The organism is Bacillus sp. GW823-FHT06A11, from assembly GCF_058795355.1.
Genome location: NZ_JBXAHS010000009.1, coordinates 170,314 through 195,460, shown reverse-complemented (window position 1 = coordinate 195,460; position 25,147 = coordinate 170,314). Strand labels below are relative to the sequence as shown.

Sequence of the window (25,147 nt, the reverse complement as noted above, 5' to 3'; positions counted from 1 at the left end):
TGGCTCTGTCGGTTTCTCTGGATTTGTTGGTTTTTCCGGCTCTGTCGGTTTCTCTGGATTTGTTGGTTTTTCCGGCTCTGTCGGTTTCTCTGGATTTGTTGGTTTTTCCGGCTCTATTGGTGGCTTTGGTTTTTCTGGCTCTGTATTTTCCGTATTACCATTCTCACCCTCCGTTATAATTGGTGTGTTTACAATTGTATCTGGTTTCTTCTCTGGTGGAAGAATATCACCTATACTCGCTACTGAAGAATCAATATTTTGATCACCGAATGCAAAATGATCTCCATTCACGGTGACTTGTGGCTTATTATCCGTAATAGCTGCAATCACATTGTCTTTTGCTGTATCTTGAATTGATTTATCTACCGTTTCTTTATCAAAGAGTGCTAGAACACGAGAAGTAGTATCATCCCCATTTTGAAGATTACTTACAATAGATTTTTCTTTAAAGTTAATTTTTGATTTATCCAGCTCTTCGAGTACATAAGCAACTTCATTATCCTTACTTTGAATTGCATTCTCTGTAATTGATTCAAAATCTTGTTTGTTCAGATCTTCTTTCTTTTCCTCCGGCTTATTCTTATCTACTTTTTTTGTAATAGCTGATTTACTTTTTGATGATTCCTTACTTCCAAACCAACTGCAACCTGTCGTACTTAATATCAATGAACCACCAAGAAAAACAATTCCCATTTTTTTGTACAGATTCTCATAATTTAAAGGCATGTTATTCTCTCCCCCTTAGATGTTCTGTAGATCTTTATCAATTTTTTCAATCTTAGCTTTCTTTTCCTCTTCACTTATCGTAGACTGCTGAATATCTCGTTTCTCTAATTCTTTGACCTCTTTCATTACATTTTTATTTCCTTGCGTTTTAGCAAAGGAATAACAATCTTCATATTTTTTTAGATTTACAAAAGCCTCAACAATGAGTTTTTCACGTCTACCGTCCATATTGACTTTCCCCTTAAGCTTAATTACCTCCTCATATTTTTTATTAAGTGCTGCTTTTTCAAAGTCGATTACATCATTTTTGACATCAATTTCATTGACTTTATTCATATTGTCTATCCCAATAAAATAAGCAACCACACTTTCTGCAAATTTCGGTTCATATTGTAATGCCTTATTTGCCTTTCCATTTAATAAATAAGTAAATAGAACTGCCTTCTGACTATCTTTATCTAATTCTGTGTAATTGACCTTATCGAAGTATTTAACGGCTTCTCCATACTGCTGAATGGCTGCCTGTTGTAATCCTTTTACTACATATTGTTCAGAGCCAGCATTTGCACTCGAAACTGGTTCGGAAGAGAATAACTTAAAGGCAAATATGGCACCAGCTCCAATTAACACCACGCTTCCTATGACACTCGCAATAATCTTGAATCCTTTTCTATTTTCCTTTCCAGGCTTTACTAGTGTTTTTACTTCATTCGCTGAACTATAAGAGGATTCTTCCTTCCTTTCTGATGATTCTTCTTGATATTCATATTCTTCATGAAAGGGAGAATCATTGATTTCCCTTTCTAACGTTTCTAACAGCTCCTTTTTTTGTTCCTCTTGTTCTGGATCTAATTGCATCACATTCATTTTTTTAGAAATGTGATCAAAAATGTGATCTGCATATCTCGAACCAAGCGATAACGTACCGTTATAAATTTCATTAGAATGACCATCTAACAAATCAAAATCAATATGTTCTTGCCGCCCTGCCTCTCTATAAACTCGTTCTAATCGCTTCGTTAAGATATAAGCTTCATGAAACGAATATTGCTTACCCGACTCAATTTCAGTTCCATTGCTACTCTTAAAAATGACAAACATGGCTTCTCCTTTCTCACATTTGATTTATATTTACTTTCATTTCGATTGATCTCAAAATGCATAGTACAAAAAAGAACCTAATACAAGGAAGACAGCAAATAAAAACGCTAATGGTAAAAGGTCTCTTAACAATCTTCCTAAAAAATCAAAAGCTCGCTCAGTTGACACCATACACATGAAAATAAAATAACAAACCGTAAATGCTAACATAGCTATCAATGTCACGATCAAGTAAAATCCTACTGGATTACTATAAAACTCTTTAAAGGACTGTACGATAACCCCCATAATCCAGCCTCCTTTTTGTATCAAATTCAAATTGTATTAAACTAACTATTTTCATTTCGTTTACTTTTATTAGTTGAATACTGTTTATAAATTCCTAAAACAAGAGATAATACCAATATAAAAATGGGCAATATAAAATAAAATTCTGTTGGAATCCAATCCATCTTTGGAACTGTTATCAATGGTTCCATAACTACCTCCCTTTTCTTGTTTTAATAACGTTTTAGTTTTCCACAAAATTCAAATTCTAATAAAAAAAGGCAACAAAAAAAGCCATACCCTTTGCATAGCCTCCTCATTGCCTTATTTATATTTTTTCACTATTTCATCCAGAAAAACGGGAATAAGATTTGACCAAATTTTACATTGCTATTTACGCTCTCTGCTAAGTATTGGCATCCCATTACGATAACAAGTCCGGCTGCTCCACCAAGAAACCACCAAATACATTTATGTCTTCCTCGTTCACCGCCCCAAATTAATAGATAAGCGCCCCAGCAAAATACAATCGCTGTACTAACCATTGCCCCTCTTTGCATCCATGCAATAAATGAATTCCCTGTATTAATTAGACCGTCCATCGCATCACCTAACACTAACATTTGAGATAATGTTTCCAACATTGACATATACATTCACTCCCTTTTCATTTTTAAATGCTTATACGTTACTAAGCTGACTTGATTCATTCGCCTTGCTATCTTCCTTTACTTCTGTTGATGTTGCTTTATAAGCTTGCAAAGCCTTCATTACTAGATCTTGATTTTCTTCAATGTATTTCTGATGATGTAAATGAAGCCAATGGTTATAATCCTGACCATTGGCTCTTAATAGGTTTGCTACCATATCTTTTTCTTTTTTTAATTCCCTTTGTGTAATCGCCACTGTATCACCACCTTTCAATGATTATGTGATTACTTCTGATATTGCTCTTTGCAATTTTGAACAAAATAGGTAACTTCTTTTTCAAGTTCTGGAAGTTTATCAATTGTAAATTTAATCTCTTTTTTTACCTTACCTTTTTCATAATATGCAAGAGTATCCCTTCTTTGCGATAATCCCCAATCATGAGGGTTACTTGTACTTGGAATATCGTCACGATTTTCATCTAAACCTTTTACTTCAATTTTTTCTTTTTTAGCTATTTTTTTTACAAGAAAGATCCACTCTTCACTATGCCTCATGTTAGAAGTTAGCATAACAAAACCTGTTCCATCATCACTCATGAACTTCTTCATTTCTAACGGACTAAGTTCCATTACTTCCCCTTTTCCCGAGCTAAAGACAAATGTTGAACCAATACCAATTGCAATTAACAGTCCAACAACAGCGGAAATGATCCACCCTTTTCGACTCATGCATGTTCCTCCCTATGTCATATTTTTATAAGCGATTTTGAAGTGTGATGAGACACATTTAAACTTCAACATCTGTCTTTATTTTATAACATTTATAGGAAAGTGGGATAGAAAATGGAAATATCATTTATGGCTGGAATGACGAACCCTATATTGGCATGCGTATAGAGACTAATCCCGACCTAGCTTCTATATGCCCAATACCGCACTACGTATTTTGGCGTGAACGTAGAACCTTATGTATCTACTGTTGTGATGTTCCTCGCTTCTTCAGAATGTCAAAATGGGATATTCCTCACGAGTACTGACACAAACAGGTCTTTGATACAATGCATTTCCCAGTGGTCACAGATGAGTTTTACGATCTTACTCACCCAACGATAATCGTATACCTAACCCCTCTAGTGACCTTTTGAGGGGAGGCACGCATATATATTGTATATTTCACCTTTCTACATCATTACTGAAAGGAAGAGGTACACAATATATATCTAAATTGTCAAAGAGCAAATTACTTTGTGCTATGTTCTCAGCACACTTCAAAATCGCTTTTTTTATTTACATTTTTGTTTGACAGCTACTAATTCCGCATGTTTATTTTTCCGTTTAGCAATTAAATTTTGATGTTCATCTCTAACCGAGCGCACTTGATAATAAATTTGAGCCACCTTCTCAATGCTTCCTGTGCTATTTTCAATTGCTATCGTGCCTTTCAGTTCGTATGTTTTTCCATCAAAAGTTTTAACACTATGAGCTTGTGATGCCGCAATATCATAAAAAGTGAGTCTTTTTTCTTTTCCCATATGAACGCCTCCTATTTTTGATAAAGAAGGGAGAAAGTCGTTTCTCCCTTGTCTAGTTTTCTAGCCATCTAGATAGGATGAAATAGTGAACGAGTGCTTCATATCATGCTAGGATTGTTGTGTTGTACGAAGTGATAATGCGTTGTGCTGCCTCTTTTCCGTATATGTGTTGTAATGCGGATTGAGATTCAACTACGATTGAATGCTGAATGTGGTATGTTGCGCTTTCTTTTAAAAACTGCTCCATATGAGGGATTGGGTACAAATCATATTGATGAAATACCAGGTGAATCGGTCTTATATTCTTACATTCTGTTAGATACTGAAGAAAATTAGATAATGCTTCTCCTCGCTCTTGATACGTACTCATTTCCGTTTCTACACTGATGTACACAACGGATTTATGTTTTAAATCCATTTGTAGTGTTTCATAACCAGTTAATAAATCATGTTTGATGATGTGATACCCTTGTTTTTGTTTTTCGTGATGGGTATCTTCATAAAAGATGCCTTTTGGATCAAAAATAAAAATAAAATTATTGGTTGTTTCCTGTACATCTTCTATGACCGATTTATAAGCTCCAAAACGAGCTTTTATGACACCAGCAATCTTTTCATTCGGTTCTTTTAAAGCTCTAATCACTTTTGTATACTTCTTATCTACACCTAGCATACTTTGCACTCCTTCCTAATTTCATTTTCGACTTATAACTAGTACTGAAACTAAAAATACTCTCCCTGTTTCTCGAATTTCTCATATTTTTCTTGCTGCTTATCTAAAATTCGTAAAAGTGTATTGAATGTGCCTTGCCTTGTTTTTTTGCTGATAACGCTAACACGTTAATAATTTGATAGGCCGGATGATCTTTCTTCAATAACTCCCTCAACTCCAAAGGAAAGTTATCTTTTTCTTTTGCTTGTTGTACTAATTCCCTAATCCCTAACCTTTTCTAAATCTGAATAGTATAAATCTCCATGTCATTGATTTAAATACAAAATACTTCCCGCCAATAAATTTGTAGCGGATTCTATCCAGAAATCATACCTTTCTTTCAGCTTGATTGCAGTTTGAGCGATTCAAAATTGCTTGCTTTAATTCTTCAGGCAACAAAGGACCCTTGCACCGCATAACGTCTTCCTCAAGTTTCCCTAAATTCCCTATTTTATCGACATAGATTTCTGAAATCTCATATCACCTCCCTCTTGGTTTCTTATATCTTGCTACCTATCAAAAAAACAACTGTCTAAATGGGCATTACGAGTATACATGCATTTTGAAACCCAATAGTAAAGCTCAGTGGATTTCCATCTACTTCATTGAAATAAGTTTCATATTATTTCATATCACAATTGAAATTTTTTATGGTTTCTTTTTGCAAATACGACTTCAAATAAACCTAGTACGATACATGCAATACCAATCCATTTTATGTATGGATTTCCGGCTTTATCTCCTGTTATTGGAAGAAATATTTCGATTTTCTTTGGTTTTTGTTCTAATTGTTGTTTTATAACAATCTGTTGTGATTTCTCTAATTGTGGAATGACAGGTTTTCCGATTACTTGTGGTTGGTCGGTACCTGTGATTACGGTGCTTCTATTTGCTCCGTTTTTTGTGGATGTGGTGTCTGTGGTGTAGGCGGTGTCGATTCCTTCTAATTCTTCACTGTATGTTTATTGAATTCGGAAATTATATTTTAAAAAATAATTATAAAATTGTACCTTTTATAGATTGTTCATTTACAATATAAATGTATAATTATTTTTCGTGAAAATAATTCATTTCAACTTTGCTCGATAATATGTTGCCAAAAAAAGCTTTTCGACTGGTTCTCCCAAAAAATCCGATATACTTTTTGCCCGACTAGAAATTAAACCCTTTCTACCCGACTCAATATCATACAAAGTACTTACTGGAATTTTAGAACCTTTTGAAACCTCATTAATTGTATAACCCTTTGATTCACGAAATTCTCTTAAAATCGTCAAGTGTCTCACCCCCTATATACAGTTTATTAGTCTTCGAGCCTAAAGTCAACACTTTAAGTTCTTATTTTATACACCCTTAGTGTTGATATATTTTTTTAGAAATCTTATGTTACTATGCAAAATTATAAAATTGGAGTGATGAATAAAATGACAATCGATAAAAATATTGTGGGGAAAAATATAAAAAAATTAAGGGCTATAAAAGGAGTAAGTCGGAAAGAAATGGCTGAAGATTTAAATACTACATATAGAACTGTATCTAGTTGGGAAACTGGAGAAAAAACACCACGCTTAAATAAATTAGAAGAAATTGCTACTTATTTAAATGTCAGTGTGTCTTCTTTATTAAAAAAAGAAATTCCGGATGAAGACCTCTTAAAAAGTATTAAAGGTGAAGATCCAGTTGAGCGTTTAGCCAGATTACTCTATGAACGATACATGAGTGTACCAGATAAACATAAACCCCGTATTGAAGAGGAATTATTAAAATATGCTAGTCAATTAAAAGCGCAAGTTGAACAAGAGGAATAGGGCATCTCCTATTCCTCTTGTTCATAGCTCGCACATAACTCCAAAATTTCACTAAAAGTTTGTAAATCAATTGTTTTCACAATCTCTAATAATTCATTTACGCTTAATCCCATTCTTCCCATTGTTGCCCCTCCCTTTTTTGCTTTTATATTGTGAAAAACAACACATTTTTTTCACAATTCCCCGTCTAAGGATTTATAAAACAGTTTATAAAATCACAAAAGACACCGTTCAAAACGATGTCTTTTGTAAAAATATATATTTTAAATAAAATACAGAAAAATTATCCACCACCACCGGGATCGACCATCATTCTATATACCATATACTGATTCCCAGAACTTTTAGCTTTTTGGGAGTACTGTTGTGTTTCCATTTTACCTAGTGAACTATTCACTAAGGTTAATAACAGTATAGCGGCTACTATTGATACATATAACTTTTTCACCATTTTTTCACCATCCCTTGACAACTAAATTATATTTTCTGCATATTTATCATATATTACTTCTGCAAATTTTACATACAAAAAATCATTATTTACTTTAAACATATCAATAGACTGTTTAATTAAATGTATATCTTGTTTAGCCATTCCCAAGTAACAAGTTTGAAGTGGTGTTAACATTTTTCTTTTTGATCTAATTTCTTCAAGTATATTTATTGCTTGTTGATTTCTTCCCTTTTTAATTAAAAACAAAGCGTATTCAGCTGGGTGTAATCTATCGAAATCAATTTTATTTAAATCTTTCCACCAAAAGATTCTAATGAAGTTAATATCATTTAGAGCTATATTGTATTTTAAACTCCCTTTCGCGCCTTTCAATACATTTAACGCTTCTCGAAAGAAATATAAAGATTTTTTATAGTCAGAAAACATATAGTTTTCTCCGCTCCTAATGTTCAACAAAGCTTCCATAACAGGGAAGAATTCAATATCCTTATATGTTCTTAATTCACCATTTTCTATTACAAATTGTAGAGAGTTATTTTTTCTTAATATTGAATAACTCCAAAGTTCTTTAACCCAAAATCCGTATAAACTCTTTAAGAAAATATTAGTTACTAATTTATCATCTCTAATATTCTTCTCGATTCTTTCCTTATAACCTTGCATTAATCCAAAATCCCCTAAATCACAAAGAATTAACATACTGAGTATATCACAGAAAATTTCTACATCCACATTAGAATTTCTAGCTTTTTGGATATTCAAGTACACTTCTCTGACATTTTTACCTTTCAAACGATCAATATATAAATTAAATATATCTGCAAATCGTTTCAATTCTACATCCTTGCTCTCTTTACATATTCCAGCGAGATATTCAATTAATAATACGTGATCGTTCAAATGAGCAATGGCAAATGCAACTTTAACATTTATGTTTAACCTATCCTCTAAAGTACCTAAATAATCTATTATTTTTTGTTCTTGTTTATCTTTATCATTTGCAAATATGACATAGGCAATTTTTGCAAATGTATATACGGATATCTCTTTATCCCTGTTAATCCAATTAGAGATAGTAGATTTAGCAACTCCAATTTCTCTTGCGAGATCAGTATATGTTTTGTTTTTAGAAGATAAATAATTATCAAATTCCCTAGATAACTTCTTCATGTATTTTCACCTCGTCTTTTTCACGAATATTCAGAAACGTACATATAAGTAAGAAAATTATACCACAGTACCTAGAAAACTTTTCTTGCTCAATTGTTAATTGAATATTCTGATATTTAATTGAAGACAAATGTGAAATACTTCAATTTTTGCACCTATTCTTCAAATATGAACTTAGAGTGTTGATATTATGTACATACAATTGTAAAATAAAAATAAATTACCTATGAACGAAAGTTTTTTAGGATACAAAAAAATAAAACCCCACCGCCCAGTTTCAAATTGGCTTCTAGTTTGGCGACCGGAACCAATTTAAAACTTCTAAGATAGGGTTTTAATTCACACTATAAATATATGTGTTTCTCTTTAGTATCATACTTGATATTAAAATTATATCATAATGCATATACATTGTGAATATAAAACCGCTGTTTTTCCTTTTTATTTGCGGTGGGAAAAATAGGAGGTTTTTTCAGTGTTGTTGCGAAACTTTTTGCTTAGTCGAGCAAAAGCGGAACTAAGTCCCCACATTCATCACTTATCTAAAACTCCTGGATCTATCAATCAAGAAATTAAGAAAATAATTTCTTATATTGATAGTATTGTCCTAGAGTGTGAAGGTGCTACCACAAAAGATTATCTTACCAAAAGGAAATACGAAGCTTTAGAGACTGTTTTATCTTATTTAGTACAAGAAGGCTATAGTCAAGTTAGACAAGAACACATCAGCAAAAAATCTGGAATTTCAAAACCTATTATTAATTACATTTTTAATTGGCTGCAAGATTTAGGGGTATGCCAACAAATAAAGGTAAGACGGCATGGAAAGATCGCCCCCTCTGTTTACATCTTAACAATACATAATAACTATTTAAAGATTGTTGAATATTTCAAGATAAAATGGGCTGTAGCAATTGATGTTTGTGCTACTTTTACTAGATTTTTAAAGAACAAAATTAGTAAAAAGTCTGATGTAACAGATCTTGAATTTATGCAAAAAAACAATTTTAAACCTTCACCTTCCTTAGATTTTTTCGGCATTGAAGAGCAATCAAAACCTGCTGTCAATCATGAGAAACAAGGAAAAAATAATAGATTACAAGACTTAAATGATTATTTGAGTGAAGATCAGAAAAGAGCGTATTACTACATTTTGAGTCAAGAGCTAACATACCTATCTGAAAATGATGCGTATACAATTGCTTTAAGATTGCCACCGGATATTGATCGCTACACAAGATGGGATTTTGAAGAATGTGTGCAATGGTTCCAGTTTAATAAAGCTGAAAACAGTAATCCTGCACATTTCATAAAAATGTTTAATCAAAAATCTAAACAGAATCAAGAACGTAGAATACGTAATGCACAAAATACAAGCTCACTCTTAGATAAAACTAATAGTCATACATTTGTTTTCTATAATTTTTTAAAAGAGCACGATTAAAATCAAAAAATCCAATTACAAATAGCCTTGCTGAAAAAAACATATACAGCAAGGCTATTTGTAATGTCTTCCTATAGTTCTTTATAACCCTATTGGTCTTCAATAAAATAATTCATAAATCATTTATATTTTTTAAGTACTATAAGTTTTTCTTTTTAATTCAACCATAAAATTTAAACCTTATGAATCCAGTATATTCAATTATTATTTACTAAACTATTTATTTAGAAATTTACTAAGTAAAAATCTCCAATACCTTGATACAATAACCATTATGGCCCAAATATTAATTCTAATGTTTTTATTTATTTTAATTTCTAAAACAAGATTTATTAAATATAGTACTTTGCATCTATTTGTAACTTTTTAGGGAGGCTTAGCATATTTTCTAAAAGATTCCCTAATTTTTTATATAATTTGGCATAAATCATATTTTAAACAATCGATTAAAATATGATTCTATCAGTTATGTCAATACAGTGGCCTTTTGTTATTCATCAAAATTGATCAATAATATTGAATTAATTTTTTCTAAATTATCTATGGTCTTTAAAATCTTCGTACTCATTGATTTCACTCTTTAAAAGGTATAATAGCTTATTTCACGCACTGTCTTAACAACTGATTTCATTATACAAGCGTCTTCGTCCCCCTCTTCAACTATTGTACAGTCTACATTTTGTTCTAACATCTGTTTTATTACTCTTAACGAATCTTGAAATCATTCACCCTAATTACTAGTAAAATTAATAAACGTCTAGATAAATCTATTGCCCCCCTTTTCATCTTCCTATACACATCTACATTTCATATCAAATTTATGATGTATATTATTCAGAAATCTGGTCCATACTAATACAAATGAAACTTCAAATTAAATTTTTTTAGCTATAATTATTTAATATTTAATTAATATATTTCATCTCCCAATATCCTCATTACTTTTACTTGTAAAAATAACCCTGTTCGAGATTCAAAACCCAACAAATAATATCAGCATCTTTTAAAAATTCAAACAACACCTATGCAAGATTCTATACAACAATAAAACGCTACTTTAACGCATAGCGTTCACATAAAAAAAGCTTTTTATTTGCTTTTTAGGCATATGTACTATAAAAAACCGTACTTAATTGCTAATTCTATTAATGAAAGCTTTGATTCTGTTGCAAATATCTAGTAAAATTCTTATATCAGCAACAAACTTCTAATATTAATAGTTAGTTTTAAAATAGTTTCCTATGTACATTAATGTTGTATAAATACTTGTTCACTTCCAACAATGAACGCTATTAGAACGAATAGCGTTCATTATTGAAAAAACATTAACGCTAGATGTATAGACTGACTTAATATATAAGTATGTATACAAACAAACTGATATGAGTACAAATGATTAGATGGCTGCCTATAAAAATTTCTACTCTTAAAGGAAAGATCTTTTCAAGAACGAATCAATATCTAACATACAAATAATGGAGGTGTGAAGTTTGGAATATGGATATTTTGCACAAGAAGTAGCAAAACAACTAGATATAAACACCAATACACTTCGCAGATGGTCAATTGAACTAGAAAAAATGGAATATATATTTGAAAGAAATGAGCGTAATCAACGAATTTACTATGAGAATGATATAGATATCTTAAAGCAAATGAAAGAATACTTAAATCAAAACTGGAAACTAGAAGAAGCTGCAACAAGAAGCATGGAAAATACTGAAGAGAACGCTCAGAAAACGGATAGCGTTCATGAGGAAAATGAAGTTCAAGTAACACTCAGAAAACGTTCAGAAACTGATATTTTGATGATTCAAGAAAAATTTTCTCACATGCTTGAGCAACAAGATAAAATTGTACAACAAAACCAAGATATCATTAAATTGTTATTACAGGAACGCTCAGAAAAAGAAGACAAAGATCTACAGATTCAGTTATTACAAGAAAAACTGGATAAAGCAATTGAACTATTAAATGAAGATCGCCAAGAACAGCAAGATAACACCAAAAAAACGTTCATTCAACGTTTATTTAATTTAAATTAAATCAGATATACGTTTTTTATCAAATATATCTAATTGAGCAAAAAAAAGCGGTAGCTACCGTTTTTTTTTTGCTCATCCTTACAACACGAATATGTAGTTTTGTAAAAAAATTTCTATGATATGTTTTTTCTTGTTTAATTTCGAAGAGTGTAGTTTTTTACAACTTTTGTTACTAATCCTAACTAGAATAAATAGCCTGTGATACATGATGCTATTATAAGGGTTGATTAATTACATAAACTTTCTACTAAAATCATCAAAAAGCATCATGTCATTGGTAAAGAATACTTATAATTCAGTGGTATGCTCAAAAATAGAAAGCTTGTAAAAGCGATTAGTTACATGTCTTGGTCACAATTTCAAACAATGTTGAAATATAAAGTAAAGTGGTGTAGTGAACAATTAGTTGTAATATCTAAAACATTTGCTTCTAGTCAATTATGTTCCAATTGCAACTATAAAAACATAGATGCTGAAAATCTAAACATTCGTGAGTAGGATTATCCTTATTGTGGCACACGTCATGATAGAGATCGTAACACAGCGCTCAATCTTAGAAATGAAGCTAAACGTAAGAACTATCGGGATAGCCTACTGAATTAGAAACCGTTTGGCTTCTGTACTTAGGTATCCATTACCTCAAGGATACTAAGTACTCAGTTGTCCAATATATTTTTCTTAACATATCTTATTGGACCTTTCTTAGGGATTCCAAAAACTCTCTATATCGCAAATAAAAACATGTTAATCCTATGTCCTAAAATTAGTTAAGTGTTTACTTTGTCAATTTTTAGGGAAGATTGACAAATCCTCTATTTTCTTAACCACATAATAAACCTGTATAGGAAACTCCATGCTTTTTCTAGTCTTCTTTAATTCATTTTGCCAGACTAAATTTTTTCATATAAATGTCATCAATCACAGCATTCATTATTATTAAATCCTATGCGTTATAAACGCTATTATTAAAGGCCATATCTTTACTTCTAAAGTTACATTATGTCATCCTTAAAGGAAAACTACTATATTTATGCACTGAATCTCTAATGAACGCTATGCGTTCATTATTTACAAAACGTTAAATTAACGTTTTGTAAGCGCTCATATCGTTTTTTTATTGTATTAAAATACTTGCCATCTAATATCCTTTTAGATCGTTTCAAGTTCAAAACACTAAACACAGAAAATTTTCCATTCTTTAATTTGTTAGGCCGCTATCACATAGCTCCTAGGCCTCTTAGACGATTCTTATCGCTCTTATAATTTAAAACTTTGCTAATAAGATATGTACCACAGAAAGAACACGCCAATTAATGTCTATATTTCCGTAATCATACTTCGAACATAGTCTACTAACATCAACTATTTTTAATTTAGCAACCACTTTATTTCATACCACTTGCTTAAAATACTTTATGACATATATAGCATAGTCAGGGTCGTTACTATAACGTTCATTAATTAGTACAACTTAGAAACATACAGCTTTATTATGGACTATTAATTGATACGCCCTATCAGATTTTATATATTGCTTTAGCATATATTGTATCCTTTAAACAACTCAGAATATTGATATTAAAGAGATAAACGCCAAAAAAACGGGTAGTGTTCACATAAAAAACACTCAATAACACTTAAGTTAAAAAGATTTTAGCATAATCACAACTACTTATCCCTTTGTCCTGCCTTATGGATTCCAAAGATACTTCATATATCTCCAGCCTACTTTAATAAATTTATCAGATTGTATTTGTTATATTAAGCTTAACATTAACTTAGGATACATCTTAAGATTTGTAATGATAAAAAAGCACCATACCATCGCAGCGTTCATTATTACTAATTTATACGCGTTATCAACACTGTTAAATAAGACATATCTATCCTAAAGCCACATTATACGTTTAGATATAAATATATCTAAACGTATAATATTAATGTGCCGAATTCCTTGTGAATGCTATGCGTTCACGTTTTACGAATCGTTAAATTAACGTTTCGTAAGCGTTCATTTTTTTATTCCTACAGTATTAAACATCTTGCGCCTCAAACAGCCTGTAAGGATGTTTGGAGATGCAAGATTATTAAATAAAAAGACACTCCATTTCTTATTTGTTAGGTGGCTATTCTCGTAATTCATATACTTTATAAATAAAATACTTCCTTCTTATGATTTAAACTTGTGTTAATACCTTTATCATAATGTGTGTTATAAGAATGAAACTCTCATGAACATCTATAACACAGCTAAAATTAGTGGATTTCTTGAAATAAGCCCTTGGAAGATTATGCTTTGCTTCTTGCAAGTTGATCCCTGTTTAAAGAATTTAATACGATATATTTTTACTTCATTTAGTTGAAATTGTTTTTATAACATTTAGTACTAGTTATAAAATATATTATATTATAAGAATTAAATAATATATAGAATACTAATTTATGTATAGATATATTTTATTTTTATCATTTTCAAATGGAACAAAACATCATATGAATCCTTATTTTATTTATTCATACATCTGTTAGGTGTAACACTCTTTAAATAACTCCTAACGTTGTAGTTAAGGGATTAGTCGGTAAAATAACGGATAGCGTTCACGTGAAAATAAACACTAAAATAACACTTTGATAACGTTTAGATTCTCCAAGAATCCCGATACCTTAAAATATTCACTTAACCTTTATAGATTATAGTTAGGATTAATAATTTAAATTTATAACATCTTCGATTTGGTAACATCATTTAAAAGCATAGTTGCTTAAAAGTAGCATTCTCAAAATTATTGCATAAATTTTATCAATCTCTGACAAAGAACTATTTCCTCAAAAATGTGAACGTGGTAGGTGTATGCCAATTGACGTAAGCCAAAATGCTTGGCTTGTTATCATATAATTGTAGATATTGCTTTTTATGAATTCTTAAGATAGGATGTTGGTTGCAGAAAACTCATTGCAATTGTAAACTATCGTCCCATACTTGACGAAATTATGAAAAACAGGATAAAACAGTAATCTCATATATTAAATAGATCGCAATATTGTTAAGAGGTCACAGTTTCACATAAATAGTATTCTCATATTAAATACATCCTATACAAAAAATTGTTAGTAGTGTTAAAAATATTTTCTGAGGGTTTCATGACCGTTTTTATAACGTTCATGAAACCCTCAATGTGTGATAGTAACTTTCGTTACACTCATAAATCCCATTATAAAATTTTTCTATTTCTTTATAATTATATTGTAAAGCTAGAAATGAATTGATTTATTTTTTTAGTTAATCCTTGATTAATATATCTATTATAGAATATGCCATAATAATGAAAAATTCATTCGTAAAACCTCTAAAATAAATGCCTAAAGCATGCGATTAGATATAACTATAACTTTCTCCTCATTACATTTTGCCTTCGACTCCAACGTTATTGAAATTACATCTAAGATACATCAAAAAATTATTGCCTTCTTTAGACTACATATGCCAGTTCAAAGTATCATTCGTTCTTCTGAAAAGAATACGTTTTGTTTTTATTAGCTAGTTTCTACTGTTGGAACAAATTTAGCTTTTTTATAAATAAAAAGACTTCTTTAATTCCTAATCCCACATCATTCTCAACAGAAGTACCAATTTTCATTAATTCTTTTATGTATCATCTAACAGTCGTACTAATTCATAGGCTTTACAAACAGCGTTCCACTATAGATTATAGTTATTTTTGTTTGATCATCTATTATAACCATATTTCCGTTCGTTTGTTTCTTTTGTAGAATTTTATTTTGTTTGGACTAGAGTAATTCATTTCAAAAAACATATGCTTATATCCATCGTACTTCTCTCCGGACTAAGATTTCTATCTTGAATCTCCTTATATAAAAAAGAAGATTCTTTTAAATTACACTCATATTATCTCTTTACCGAAGCTTCTGCTCTATCCATCAAAAACATCGAATTAATTAATATATAAATATGCAACTAAAAATTGATTCAAGTAGGCCCCATTACAAAATAACAACGCCTAAATAACACTTCTAAAACGTTCATATAATAAAACTATTGTATTTAATGTAACTTAAGAAACTTAAATATATAATTTTGGTTAAAAAATTTGATGTCTTACCATAAAAATTTAGAGTTAATTTCAAAAATAAAACAAGAGCACTAAAGGTTATTCATTATCTATTTAAATATCTTACTTTTAAACTTTAAGCCAGCATTCCTGTGATTCTCCGTGAACGCTATGCGTTCACGGAGAATCACTTACTACATTCCTACTATAAACAGTAAAAGTATGTAAACCGATTAACACCCTAGATATATATCCAATCCCAAATCATATTATATTAGTTGCTTCAGAAAGTAGTTTTATTTTTCAAAGTATGTTACCAATGAACCTCCTAAAAAACACCTTTTCAACATAGCTTTATATTGCCACTATGATTTAAGTATGTATGTAGGGACTACTTTGATATCTATGTGATTTTTTATATAGAAATACTTCAATTGAAATTCTTTACAGCCTATATAAACTACTTTTTTTATTATTGAGCTCGAAAAATAAATTTATAGGTTTTATCATTACGTAAACCATTTTCTCTTTAAAACCACCTTTAAATGTTGCTATTACAATGTTTAACGCTTTAAAAACGCCTAGTGTTCATCTGCTAAGTTCGCCAGATAAACACCATAATAACGTTTGTTTAGCAAATATATATGAATCTGTAATTAATCCTGTTTAATTTTTATATTCGAATCAAATTTCATAGATTCTCTATTCTTTTAAAGGAGTGCTGCAAATACAAATAGAACATATACAACAAAAATACATATTGTAACTTGATATGTAGAGAGTTAATTTGCATACTACTTTTTAGTCTTTTAGTTATAGTTATCATCAAAATAGCCAAAAACAAACTTACTATAATAAAGATCTCAGTTTAAAACCGTCTTTCAATGCGTTACTACACAAAAAAACATCTAATCTTCCAATCTCATTTCTTTTATCAGCTATTGGTTTATAAAAAACATTGAAATCATTGATATAGAGGGGTTTAACGCATTAATAACGCCTAGCGTTCACATAATATCAAACACTGAAATAACACCTTTATAACGTTTATTCGGCTAACCATTTTAACTATTCAAGTATGTATAAGTCATATTCGTAATTAATCTTATTTGCATTCTAATTTTCTTTCCCCTGATTAAAATGTATACCTCATTCCACTAGATATCCCTTGGATCCCCAAAATATATCATCAATAGTCTATCCATAAACCATAGAAACAACATAATATTTTAAAAGGCATCTTCGACAAACGTATTCCTCCCACCAATAACGCTTTTTATATTTTATGTATATTTTTTAGATATATAATATATATCTAAAAAATATAAAAGATCAGAAATATCCCGAGATAACTCAACACATCTCGATTTTTTATCTAATTTATATTTATTTTATATCTATTTTATATTTTAATTATATTTTTTTTATTCATAAACCTTATAAAACCCTTGTTATTAAAGGTTTTATAGGTTATAATATATTTATTAGATATAAATTAGAAATAAATTTCATAGAGGTGATGTATAATGGCAAGTTTAAAAGGCAAAACTCTTCATATAGACATAGAAGGTGATATTGGGAACGATTCATTTAAAGGTTACATCAATGGTGAATACATAAAAATGAAAAATGTATATCAAAGTGTTTACTCAATGCCTAATGTTACAGAGACAAACATCCAAAAAAACGTAGTTAATTTAGTAGATAATATGTTCGTGAATATTGCTAGTAAATCAATTCGAAGATCCGGAATGTATTTCATTGGTAATCGAGCGATGTTAACAGGGAAAAATCCTAAAAACATGAACATTAAAGTCGGTCAAAAATACAATGATGATTTGCCTCTAATTAATATGCTAGGATTAATTGCAAACAAATCAGTTCAACTTGAATGGGAACGCACAGAAGAACTACCACAATCAATCAATGTGACTGTCGACCTTATTTCAGCTATCCCAGCAAGCCAATGGACACCCGTAAACGCTAAACATTTAGAACAGCGTTTTACTAATTCAAATCATGTTGTAGTGGTTTATGTAGGAGAAGAGCAGGTAACGGTTAGCTTAACATTTAATAGTGCAAACATTACACAAGAGGGTGTTCCTCCGTTATTTGCAATTCTTGAAGGGGAAGAGGAGATGTTTACTGATTTCACTAAACTATATGCAAAAAAACTTGAAATCAAAAAAATTGACGGCTCTTTCTTTAAAAACAAAAAGATTCTACATTCTGATATTGGGGATGGAACAACTGAGTATATCTATACAGTTGGCGTGAACCCAGTAATTGATGCTTGTAGCGGTGAAAGACGTGGTGTCGGTCATGCTACAGAAGAAGCTGTAAAATTATTAAATCAAGAACGTGGCACAAACATTAAACGCCAACAATTCTCTCAAATTCTTCAAGATATAGATCATAAATACCATGAAGAGGCAACAACCCACTTTAATATTACAAAAGTGGAACAAGCTGAACTAATCCTAGAAGATACAGATGAAAAATATGTAAACAATACAGCCAGTGAAGCTGAAGTTTTATGTGTGTATGGTGGGGGAAGTATTACTTTTAAAGATGAATTATATAATCAATTATTAGAGTATTGTGAACGAGTTGGAATGTACTTATTGTGGATTCCAGAGAAATACGCTGTAGATATGAATGCTAAGGGGATGCAAATTATCAAGAAAATTCTTTCTCGAAAAAAGGTGAAATAGTATGTCCGACAAAAAAAGAGAATCCTTTTTCTGGAACCTCAAGAAGATTGAGAATGAAGAATTCTTTAAATGGTTCGAGTCACAAAGCAATATAGCCGATTCTTTGTATAAACTTGTTTGCTATTTTATTGATAAACACGGTTTACAAGACGTGGCTGATTATAAGATACAGCAACAAATGCAAAAAGAAATTTTACTTCAAGATAAAGACTTTTTAAATGATGTTAAGCGTATACTTTTAAATAATTCAAACCTTACTATTCAAAAAGAAAGCCAAGCAATTGAAGAAGAGGTAGCTGATTCAAATAGAATAATCTCATCTACTGAAAAGAATTCTACTTCTAAAGATACACATATAGAAAATGAATCAACAACTGAAAAAGCAGTACTAAAAGATGAATATGAAGATCTGGATACGGCCAATTTATTTGGTAACTAGCGTTATTACTCCATGATAAAAAAGAGTCCCTATTTTAGGGACTCTTTTTTATCATGGAGTTAAGCTTTTTCTACATCTTATCGATAATAATTTGTCTTTTATACCACTGATTTAATTTATCTTTAGCCGTGCCTGAAAGGCGTTTTGTTTTCTTATTATAAAACCTAGAAAGGGTAGGTTGTGATATACCTATTTCTTTTGAAAGTTCTCGCATTGTAATATTTTTATTCATATGGAAGAATGATATTTTTTCTCTAATTGAATTTTCATAATCATCAACATCTAAAGTGTTATTTTCTATTTTAACTGGAGAATCTTCTTGTATGATCTCTACTGTTTTTTTCTTCGCTATTTTTTCTATTGAATTCATTAATTCTTTCGGCGGTAAAATTATTATACCTAACTGAGCATAATAGTTCTTAAACCAATTCTTCTTTGTTAACATTTCCTCTTTTAAATCTTCACTGTACTCCCAATGTGATATTACCTTTTCCTTCTCTAAATCAATAAGAACATTTTCTAACTGTTCACGGATACGATTTGGCTTTTGATTTTGATTTATACCCATGACAGCCAGTAATCCCTTATCTCCTCCTATAGAGTAAGGCCTTTTTAAACTAGAGAACATTTGACGAATTCTCCACTGCCAAGTTAAATAACGAATCAACCTCTTATGATATTTATGTCTATAACTATTATATTCTAACGCTTTTTTTGATAATAGTGCCGTTGTACTACTAGAACCATATAAATAACTTGATAAGAAGCTCCCTGGCTTAATCCTGCAAGATTCTATCCCCATATATTCGTTAGTGTTAGTATCTCTCCAGAGTACCACAGAATCTAATACAAAAAGCCTCTTAATAACTTCTCGCTTTACTTCATAATGTTTACCTGCTTCAGCTCGATCATTTAATACAACTACCTCATTATCATCATTTAAATAGATAAAAATACTTGCTAAGGCAGCAATACGTTTAGCAACCTTTATTTTATCTTCTGCTCGATAATATTCTGTGTTATTTGCCTTTGCCTTAGGTATGCTACACATTTCTAATACCTGATTATATGAAAAGTCTATGAATTCATCAGGGGACTTTGCCTCATTTAACCATTGGATAGTAATTGCATCTAGACAGTCCGCAGTTAAATCATCCATATTACTCATTACACCATCAACCAATGTATTCCAACGAGCAGCTTCTTCAATATTTATTAATCTTAAATCTTCATCCTTATGTGAAGAAAGTTGTGCAACTCCACTACTATCTTTCGTTTCAATTGGATAAGATTTCAACTTTGTATTTTCATCTTCTTCAAATTGATTCTTTGCTATACCATCTCTTAATTTATAATAAACCGCAGAATTATTTACTTCATAATAATTCTCATGCTCTAAACCTGTATTAGATTCCTTTGGTTGCTGCAAGGTTTCATTGTTAGCTCTTGAAAACTCTTGCTCCACAAATAATCCTATCGCCACATCAATTTCAATTTGGTAAGATTCTATGTTGGTGAATATTTCCAAAGAGGAGATTCCCTTTTTTTGTTGCTGTTCAAGCCACTGTACAAGCATTGAAAATGATGGGGAAAAATAGTCCGAAGTTACGATCCTACTAGTATCTTCTTTAACTTCTAAGTAATAAGCATTCCATTTATACCACAATTGTTCATTATGTTTATAGATAGGTGCTGATATTACTAATGCATCTTTAAACAATTGTAGAACATTATCCATATACATCCTTCTCCTTATTTAATTTACAATTGAGAATGATTTAAACTTAAATCTATATAGCCTTATGATGTTCCTATTCATGAAAATAAAAAAGAATACAGTAAGTTCTATCCAACCATCCCTTAGTGATAATCTAGCACGTATGCTTATAACCACCTCTTTTACTGATTATACAAGACTGTATCCATTTGGAAAAGGTAAGACGTTATATGAAAACCAATATTTTTCAAGGGATTAGCTGAAACATGAAATTCTTTTGCGATATCATGTCCCTTTTGACTAAACATGAAAAAGCTAGGTTATTCATGTTTTAACAGTTTCGCTGTATATATGGTAACACTCATTAAATTTTGCATACAAAGTGAAAATTTATAGCGGTATCATGTCCCTTTTGATTAAAACATGAAAAAAATCCAGCCTAAAATGTTTCATGAAATTAAACTATATATTTTTTCATAATCTTTTCTATCCTTGATACAAAAGGGTTTCTTCTATATTCAAGGTATGAAACAAGAAAATTTATAGCGGTATCATGTCCCTTTCGTGTTTCATAAATCCTCTTAAATCCCTTATATACCATACATTTATACCACATCTTCTCAAATTTCAGGGGATTATAAAACATGAAAATTTATAGCGGCATCATGTCCCTTTCTATCTGAAAAGATGAATCACTCCTAGCGGTATCATGTTCCTTTTATAAATGCCAGATTTCATATAAATCCCTTTAACATCAATGTTTATTAACGATTTTCATGTGAATTGTAATAAATAGAAATATGAAAATCCACAGCTCTATCATGTCCCTTATATTTTTGTGAAAATAAGCTTCCAATCCCATTAGAACAACGTTTATTAGCAGTTTATAACTCATTTTCTTGTTTATTCGGAACATGAAAATCCATAGTGATATCATGTCCATAAAAAAAATAGAACAAAACCCGAAACCCCTTGATATGAAAGAGATTAACGTACATTTCATTTTTTCATGTTTGCTCTTAAAGGGGCCCATTTCATCGAATTTTGATTTGCTATAATTAAAATCGGTATATTTTATATTGTACGGATATGTATATTTTAATTTGTATAGGAGGTGAAAAAGATGAGCAAATCATTTGTTATTCGTAATCAACGTAGTCTAAATGGACAATCTACTAATGCGGTTATAGTTACATTAAAATCTTGGCAAGCACTTGTTGATGCATTGGAAGGAAAATACTATAGCTATAAAGATACATACCTTGAAGATATTATTAATCAAATGTCGTATGAAGAACGTATTGCGGATATCGATGGATTTGTTGCACAGGCAAAGCCATCTTTTTCACGTCATACTATTTCAAAGACAATGGGAAGAAAACATAGATTGTACGGTATTACAAATGCAGATCTTGAAGTATTCCTTTATCTACATAAAAAATGCTATACAAATGGTATTATTCCAAACGTAACAGTACATATGCTTTGGGAAGACTATAAGCAATACAAAGAAGAATTGGCATGTATACAGCATTCTCAATTCTATATTGCATTAAAAAAATTAAGCCTACATAACATTATTACGATTGAAAATGAATTAGATAGTCGATACACAATTAAAATAACTCATTTTATGAATGAAGAAACAGAAAAAGCAAATCCTTATGTTTACATTAGTCCTGTAGTCTTTACAAAAGCTTTCTTTGAACTTTCAGTAGCATCTAAGAAGCTATTCTTAGATATTGCTATGCAACAGCATAGAGAAACTACATTAAAACGTTCTTTAGACAAACAGGATGAAAGAGGTAATAAGACTCACTTGGGTGGGATGTACCGCTTTCTACATAAGAAGTATCCACATCAAATTCGTGCAGTTATGAAAGAACTAACGACTGTATTGCCTTGTACAGGAACTCCACTATTCAAAATCTGTAAACTACAAAAAGGGGTTCAAAACAAGAAAAAATACACGACTTTATTTTTATCTATTCATTCAGACTTCTTATGTGGAAAAGAATCAGGCGAACTACAGTATCGTGATCCTTTTACTCCAAAGGTTACGTATGCCCGTAAAGCTCGATTTATTGAATCTACACTACAAGAAATGCATATTGGGGAATTTACACGAGACATGAATAAATTTATTCATGTACTTAAAAATACCTGTCATCGACAAATCCGTAGTGTAATACATAGTTTGCGTGACATGATTGATCGCACTGAAAAATATCCAAGTAAGTTAGTATATACACTGAAAAAATTATTGAATCAAACATCACAGTATCATATTCTTGATACCGCAGCTAAAGAAGGGGTTTATCCTCTTATTACACAGCACGTACCCGCAAAACAAAAAGAACAAGCTATATTTGATTTCGGATTGCATTTCTCTATATACTCTCGCCGAAGCATCAAGAAGCTGTTCCGTAAAACATTTGAGTTATTAAAGAACAAATTTGCCGTACCTGTTACAGAGGAATCTTACCATCGTAATTATCTAAGATATCAAGAAGAAACATTATTTAGAAAATACGCTTATGAACAAGGTGCAAATCTAAATGCTTATATGGCTTTAGAAATAGAAATGCGTGAACTTTTAAAAATAAAAGGACATAAGGAACGCTTTATTCCTAGCGATGTACGTGAATTGTTCATTGAAAAGATAGATAAATTACCAAAAGAAAAGCTAAGGGTAATTGAAGTACCTGATAGCATAAATTTAATTACCTTTATACGTGCCTTGGAAAAGCTGATACGTACTGGAATTCAAGTAACATCAACTGAACAGGTATTAAAAGTAATGGAAGAAATGTAATCATTTTCAGCTCTCTATATTTGAAAAAAAATCAAAGTAGAGGGCTATTCGTGTTGGCTCTATCATTCAAAGTCTTTCTATTAGATACATTTATATACTTTTCTAAAAGATTCTATTGAAAATAGAGTCTTTTTTTATGCACTTCTATACAATAAAAGTTATTCATCCTTCTTAATTTCCACAATAGTAACTTGAAAAGGTATCCAATACCTATATAATTAGAGATTTTACTCTACATAAAATCATAAGAAAAATTAAATTTTTAGTGGATATGTTTATAAAAAGTATCATTTGTGAATAAAAATATCATACTATTGTTGCTATATAAAGGTTCTATAAGTAAATCTACTAAAATTCATCAAGTTTTATGTGATTAAATATGAATAACTGAATTAAGTGGATTAAATTATGATCCTTGTGTATAGATTGTGTACAAATAACTACAAATTGGGGACAACTATCGAGAATATCTTCTTATTTACGGTTGAATAAATATACTTATCAGTGAATTATTTTTCTTCATTTTTTATGTAGGAATAGTGGTATTATTTTATGATTTTATGTAGAAAGGATGGTACAACAAAGTCTATTTTTACACTCCCATTACATACCATTTATGATTTTTTACAGTAGGGTATGTTAAAAACATTGTCATAGCAGGCTTTATTCTATATTTTATGAACCTATAAAAGTTTTATCTTTATATTTTTAATATATATAAGATATATATTTATATAAGATTTTAAGAAAAGGGGGAATATTTTAGAGAGGATGGGGACAAACAAAATATTTTTAAATAAAAAAATAATTTATATTATATATATACTAATGTTTTCAAAATTTATTAATAAAAATTTATAACTACTATACACATAAAATACTACTAGATAAATTACATATAAGTGTTAAGTGTCTTCTTTAGTAGAGTTATCACAACAAAGAGATTTACATACTATAACAAATTAATAGTCCTTTACAAGAAGATGAATTACTATTGCTTTAGGAAATTAATAGTTATAAACTTATAGGCAAAGTCAAGATCCTAGCTATAAGTTTGTAAAAATAGAGTATAAATTTATTATACTTTATTAAATTTTTTATACATGAATAGGAGTGATATTTATGCAACTAAAAAATGTAACACCTATGGGGTTAAATGATGATGTATTCAAAACAATTATTAATAAAACTGAAAATACATTCCCATCATTTTTTTTCATTAATCCGTCAGGTAATGTTGTCATACCAAAATATTTGAACAAGGATATATGTATCTATGCAGTTTTCGGTGAAACAATGGTTATAATTGATAATGAAATTGAGATATTAAGGCATCAACAAATATTGTATTTTAATGCTGAGGTGTACATTGAATTGAGAAATAATACAACTGAGAATGTAATTGTATATATTGATGGTGTAAATAAGTAATTATTGATTAGAATTATTATAAATATTTGTGAAATACTTCACAAAAAATACA

At 30.3% G+C, this 25,147-nt stretch carries 18 protein-coding genes and 4 pseudogenes; 8 read left to right on the top strand and 14 right to left on the bottom strand.

The genetic code is table 11. The features are described 5' to 3' along the window. The 12 genes and pseudogenes from AC1Q8L_RS27680 to AC1Q8L_RS27625 form a co-directional block, all read right to left on the bottom strand. A pseudogene (locus AC1Q8L_RS27680) lies at positions 1-726 on the bottom strand (hypothetical protein); the annotation flags it as partial. Between the two features lie 15 nt (positions 727-741). Next, entirely contained in the window at positions 742-1,827 is a 1,086-nt protein-coding gene (locus AC1Q8L_RS27675) for a hypothetical protein (protein WP_098312135.1), read from the bottom strand. 51 nt (positions 1,828-1,878) lie between these two features. Further along, positions 1,879-2,115, bottom strand: a complete 237-nt coding sequence (locus AC1Q8L_RS27670; RefSeq protein WP_098312136.1) for a hypothetical protein — start codon at positions 2,113-2,115, stop codon at positions 1,879-1,881. 41 nt (positions 2,116-2,156) lie between these two features. Next, a complete protein-coding gene (locus AC1Q8L_RS27665; RefSeq protein WP_176520634.1) occupies positions 2,157-2,306 on the bottom strand; it encodes a hypothetical protein in 150 nt (49 codons plus the stop codon). 129 nt (positions 2,307-2,435) lie between these two features. Then, positions 2,436-2,744, bottom strand: a complete 309-nt coding sequence (locus AC1Q8L_RS27660; protein WP_000062187.1) for a hypothetical protein — start codon at positions 2,742-2,744, stop codon at positions 2,436-2,438. 31 nt (positions 2,745-2,775) lie between these two features. After that, a complete protein-coding gene (locus AC1Q8L_RS27655) occupies positions 2,776-3,000 on the bottom strand; it encodes a hypothetical protein (protein WP_001018798.1) in 225 nt (74 codons plus the stop codon). Positions 3,001-3,029: 29 nt separating this feature from the next. Then, positions 3,030-3,473, bottom strand: a complete 444-nt coding sequence (locus AC1Q8L_RS27650) for a hypothetical protein (RefSeq protein ID WP_097820988.1) — start codon at positions 3,471-3,473, stop codon at positions 3,030-3,032. A 554-nt stretch (positions 3,474-4,027) separates the two neighbouring features. Next, positions 4,028-4,276, bottom strand: a complete 249-nt coding sequence (locus AC1Q8L_RS27645) for a hypothetical protein (RefSeq protein ID WP_000514061.1) — start codon at positions 4,274-4,276, stop codon at positions 4,028-4,030. Positions 4,277-4,379: 103 nt separating this feature from the next. Next, the gene (locus AC1Q8L_RS27640) at positions 4,380-4,949 is read right to left on the bottom strand and encodes a TraM recognition domain-containing protein (RefSeq protein WP_071714090.1); all 570 of its coding nucleotides are present in this window, start codon (positions 4,947-4,949) and stop codon (positions 4,380-4,382) included. A gap of 50 nt (positions 4,950-4,999) precedes the next feature. Next, a pseudogene (locus AC1Q8L_RS27635) lies at positions 5,000-5,462 on the bottom strand (type IV secretory system conjugative DNA transfer family protein). 158 nt (positions 5,463-5,620) lie between these two features. Next, positions 5,621-5,952 (bottom strand): annotated as a pseudogene (locus AC1Q8L_RS27630) (adhesin); the annotation flags it as partial. A gap of 103 nt (positions 5,953-6,055) precedes the next feature. Beyond that, complete coding sequence (locus AC1Q8L_RS27625; RefSeq protein WP_071714091.1) at positions 6,056-6,265, bottom strand: helix-turn-helix domain-containing protein; 210 nt, start codon at positions 6,263-6,265, stop codon at positions 6,056-6,058. 147 nt (positions 6,266-6,412) lie between these two features. Between AC1Q8L_RS27625 and AC1Q8L_RS27620 the strand changes: the two genes are divergently transcribed. Beyond that, positions 6,413-6,796, top strand: a complete 384-nt coding sequence (locus AC1Q8L_RS27620; RefSeq protein ID WP_000151002.1) for a helix-turn-helix domain-containing protein — start codon at positions 6,413-6,415, stop codon at positions 6,794-6,796. 472 nt (positions 6,797-7,268) lie between these two features. On the opposite strand, the gene AC1Q8L_RS27615 is transcribed toward AC1Q8L_RS27620, so the two are convergent. Then, positions 7,269-8,420, bottom strand: coding sequence for an AimR family lysis-lysogeny pheromone receptor (locus AC1Q8L_RS27615; RefSeq protein ID WP_071714092.1), 1,152 nt, complete (start codon positions 8,418-8,420; stop codon positions 7,269-7,271). A gap of 475 nt (positions 8,421-8,895) precedes the next feature. Between AC1Q8L_RS27615 and AC1Q8L_RS27610 the strand changes: the two genes are divergently transcribed. The 5 genes and pseudogenes from AC1Q8L_RS27610 to AC1Q8L_RS27590 all read left to right on the top strand — a co-directional run bounded on the left by AC1Q8L_RS27610 (position 8,896) and on the right by AC1Q8L_RS27590 (position 19,132). Then, entirely contained in the window at positions 8,896-9,864 is a 969-nt protein-coding gene (locus AC1Q8L_RS27610; protein WP_071714093.1) for a Replicase RepFR55, read from the top strand. Positions 9,865-11,354: 1,490 nt separating this feature from the next. Next, positions 11,355-11,909 carry a MerR family transcriptional regulator gene (locus AC1Q8L_RS27605; protein WP_000455689.1) on the top strand — a complete coding sequence of 185 codons (555 nt, stop codon included), beginning with the start codon at positions 11,355-11,357 and terminating at the stop codon, positions 11,907-11,909. A 231-nt stretch (positions 11,910-12,140) separates the two neighbouring features. After that, a pseudogene (locus AC1Q8L_RS27600) lies at positions 12,141-12,512 on the top strand (zinc ribbon domain-containing protein); the annotation flags it as partial. A 4,993-nt stretch (positions 12,513-17,505) separates the two neighbouring features. Continuing rightward, positions 17,506-18,693 (top strand): ParM/StbA family protein, encoded by a 1,188-nt coding sequence (locus tag AC1Q8L_RS27595; protein WP_000157615.1) that lies wholly within the window; start codon positions 17,506-17,508, stop codon positions 18,691-18,693. A gap of 1 nt (position 18,694) precedes the next feature. Then, positions 18,695-19,132, top strand: a complete 438-nt coding sequence (locus tag AC1Q8L_RS27590; RefSeq protein ID WP_071714094.1) for a hypothetical protein — start codon at positions 18,695-18,697, stop codon at positions 19,130-19,132. Positions 19,133-19,202: 70 nt separating this feature from the next. On the opposite strand, the gene AC1Q8L_RS27585 is transcribed toward AC1Q8L_RS27590, so the two are convergent. Further along, the gene (locus AC1Q8L_RS27585) at positions 19,203-20,870 is read right to left on the bottom strand and encodes a helix-turn-helix domain-containing protein (protein ID WP_098312138.1); all 1,668 of its coding nucleotides are present in this window, start codon (positions 20,868-20,870) and stop codon (positions 19,203-19,205) included. A gap of 1,102 nt (positions 20,871-21,972) precedes the next feature. On the opposite strand from AC1Q8L_RS27585, the gene AC1Q8L_RS27580 reads away from it, so the two are divergent. Beyond that, the gene (locus tag AC1Q8L_RS27580; RefSeq protein ID WP_098312139.1) at positions 21,973-23,664 is read left to right on the top strand and encodes a hypothetical protein; all 1,692 of its coding nucleotides are present in this window, start codon (positions 21,973-21,975) and stop codon (positions 23,662-23,664) included. 1,122 nt (positions 23,665-24,786) lie between these two features. Further along, positions 24,787-25,095: a hypothetical protein gene (locus tag AC1Q8L_RS27575; RefSeq protein WP_001176238.1), complete on the top strand. Its 309-nt coding sequence runs from the start codon at positions 24,787-24,789 to the stop codon at positions 25,093-25,095. Positions 25,096-25,147 lie beyond the last annotated feature (52 nt).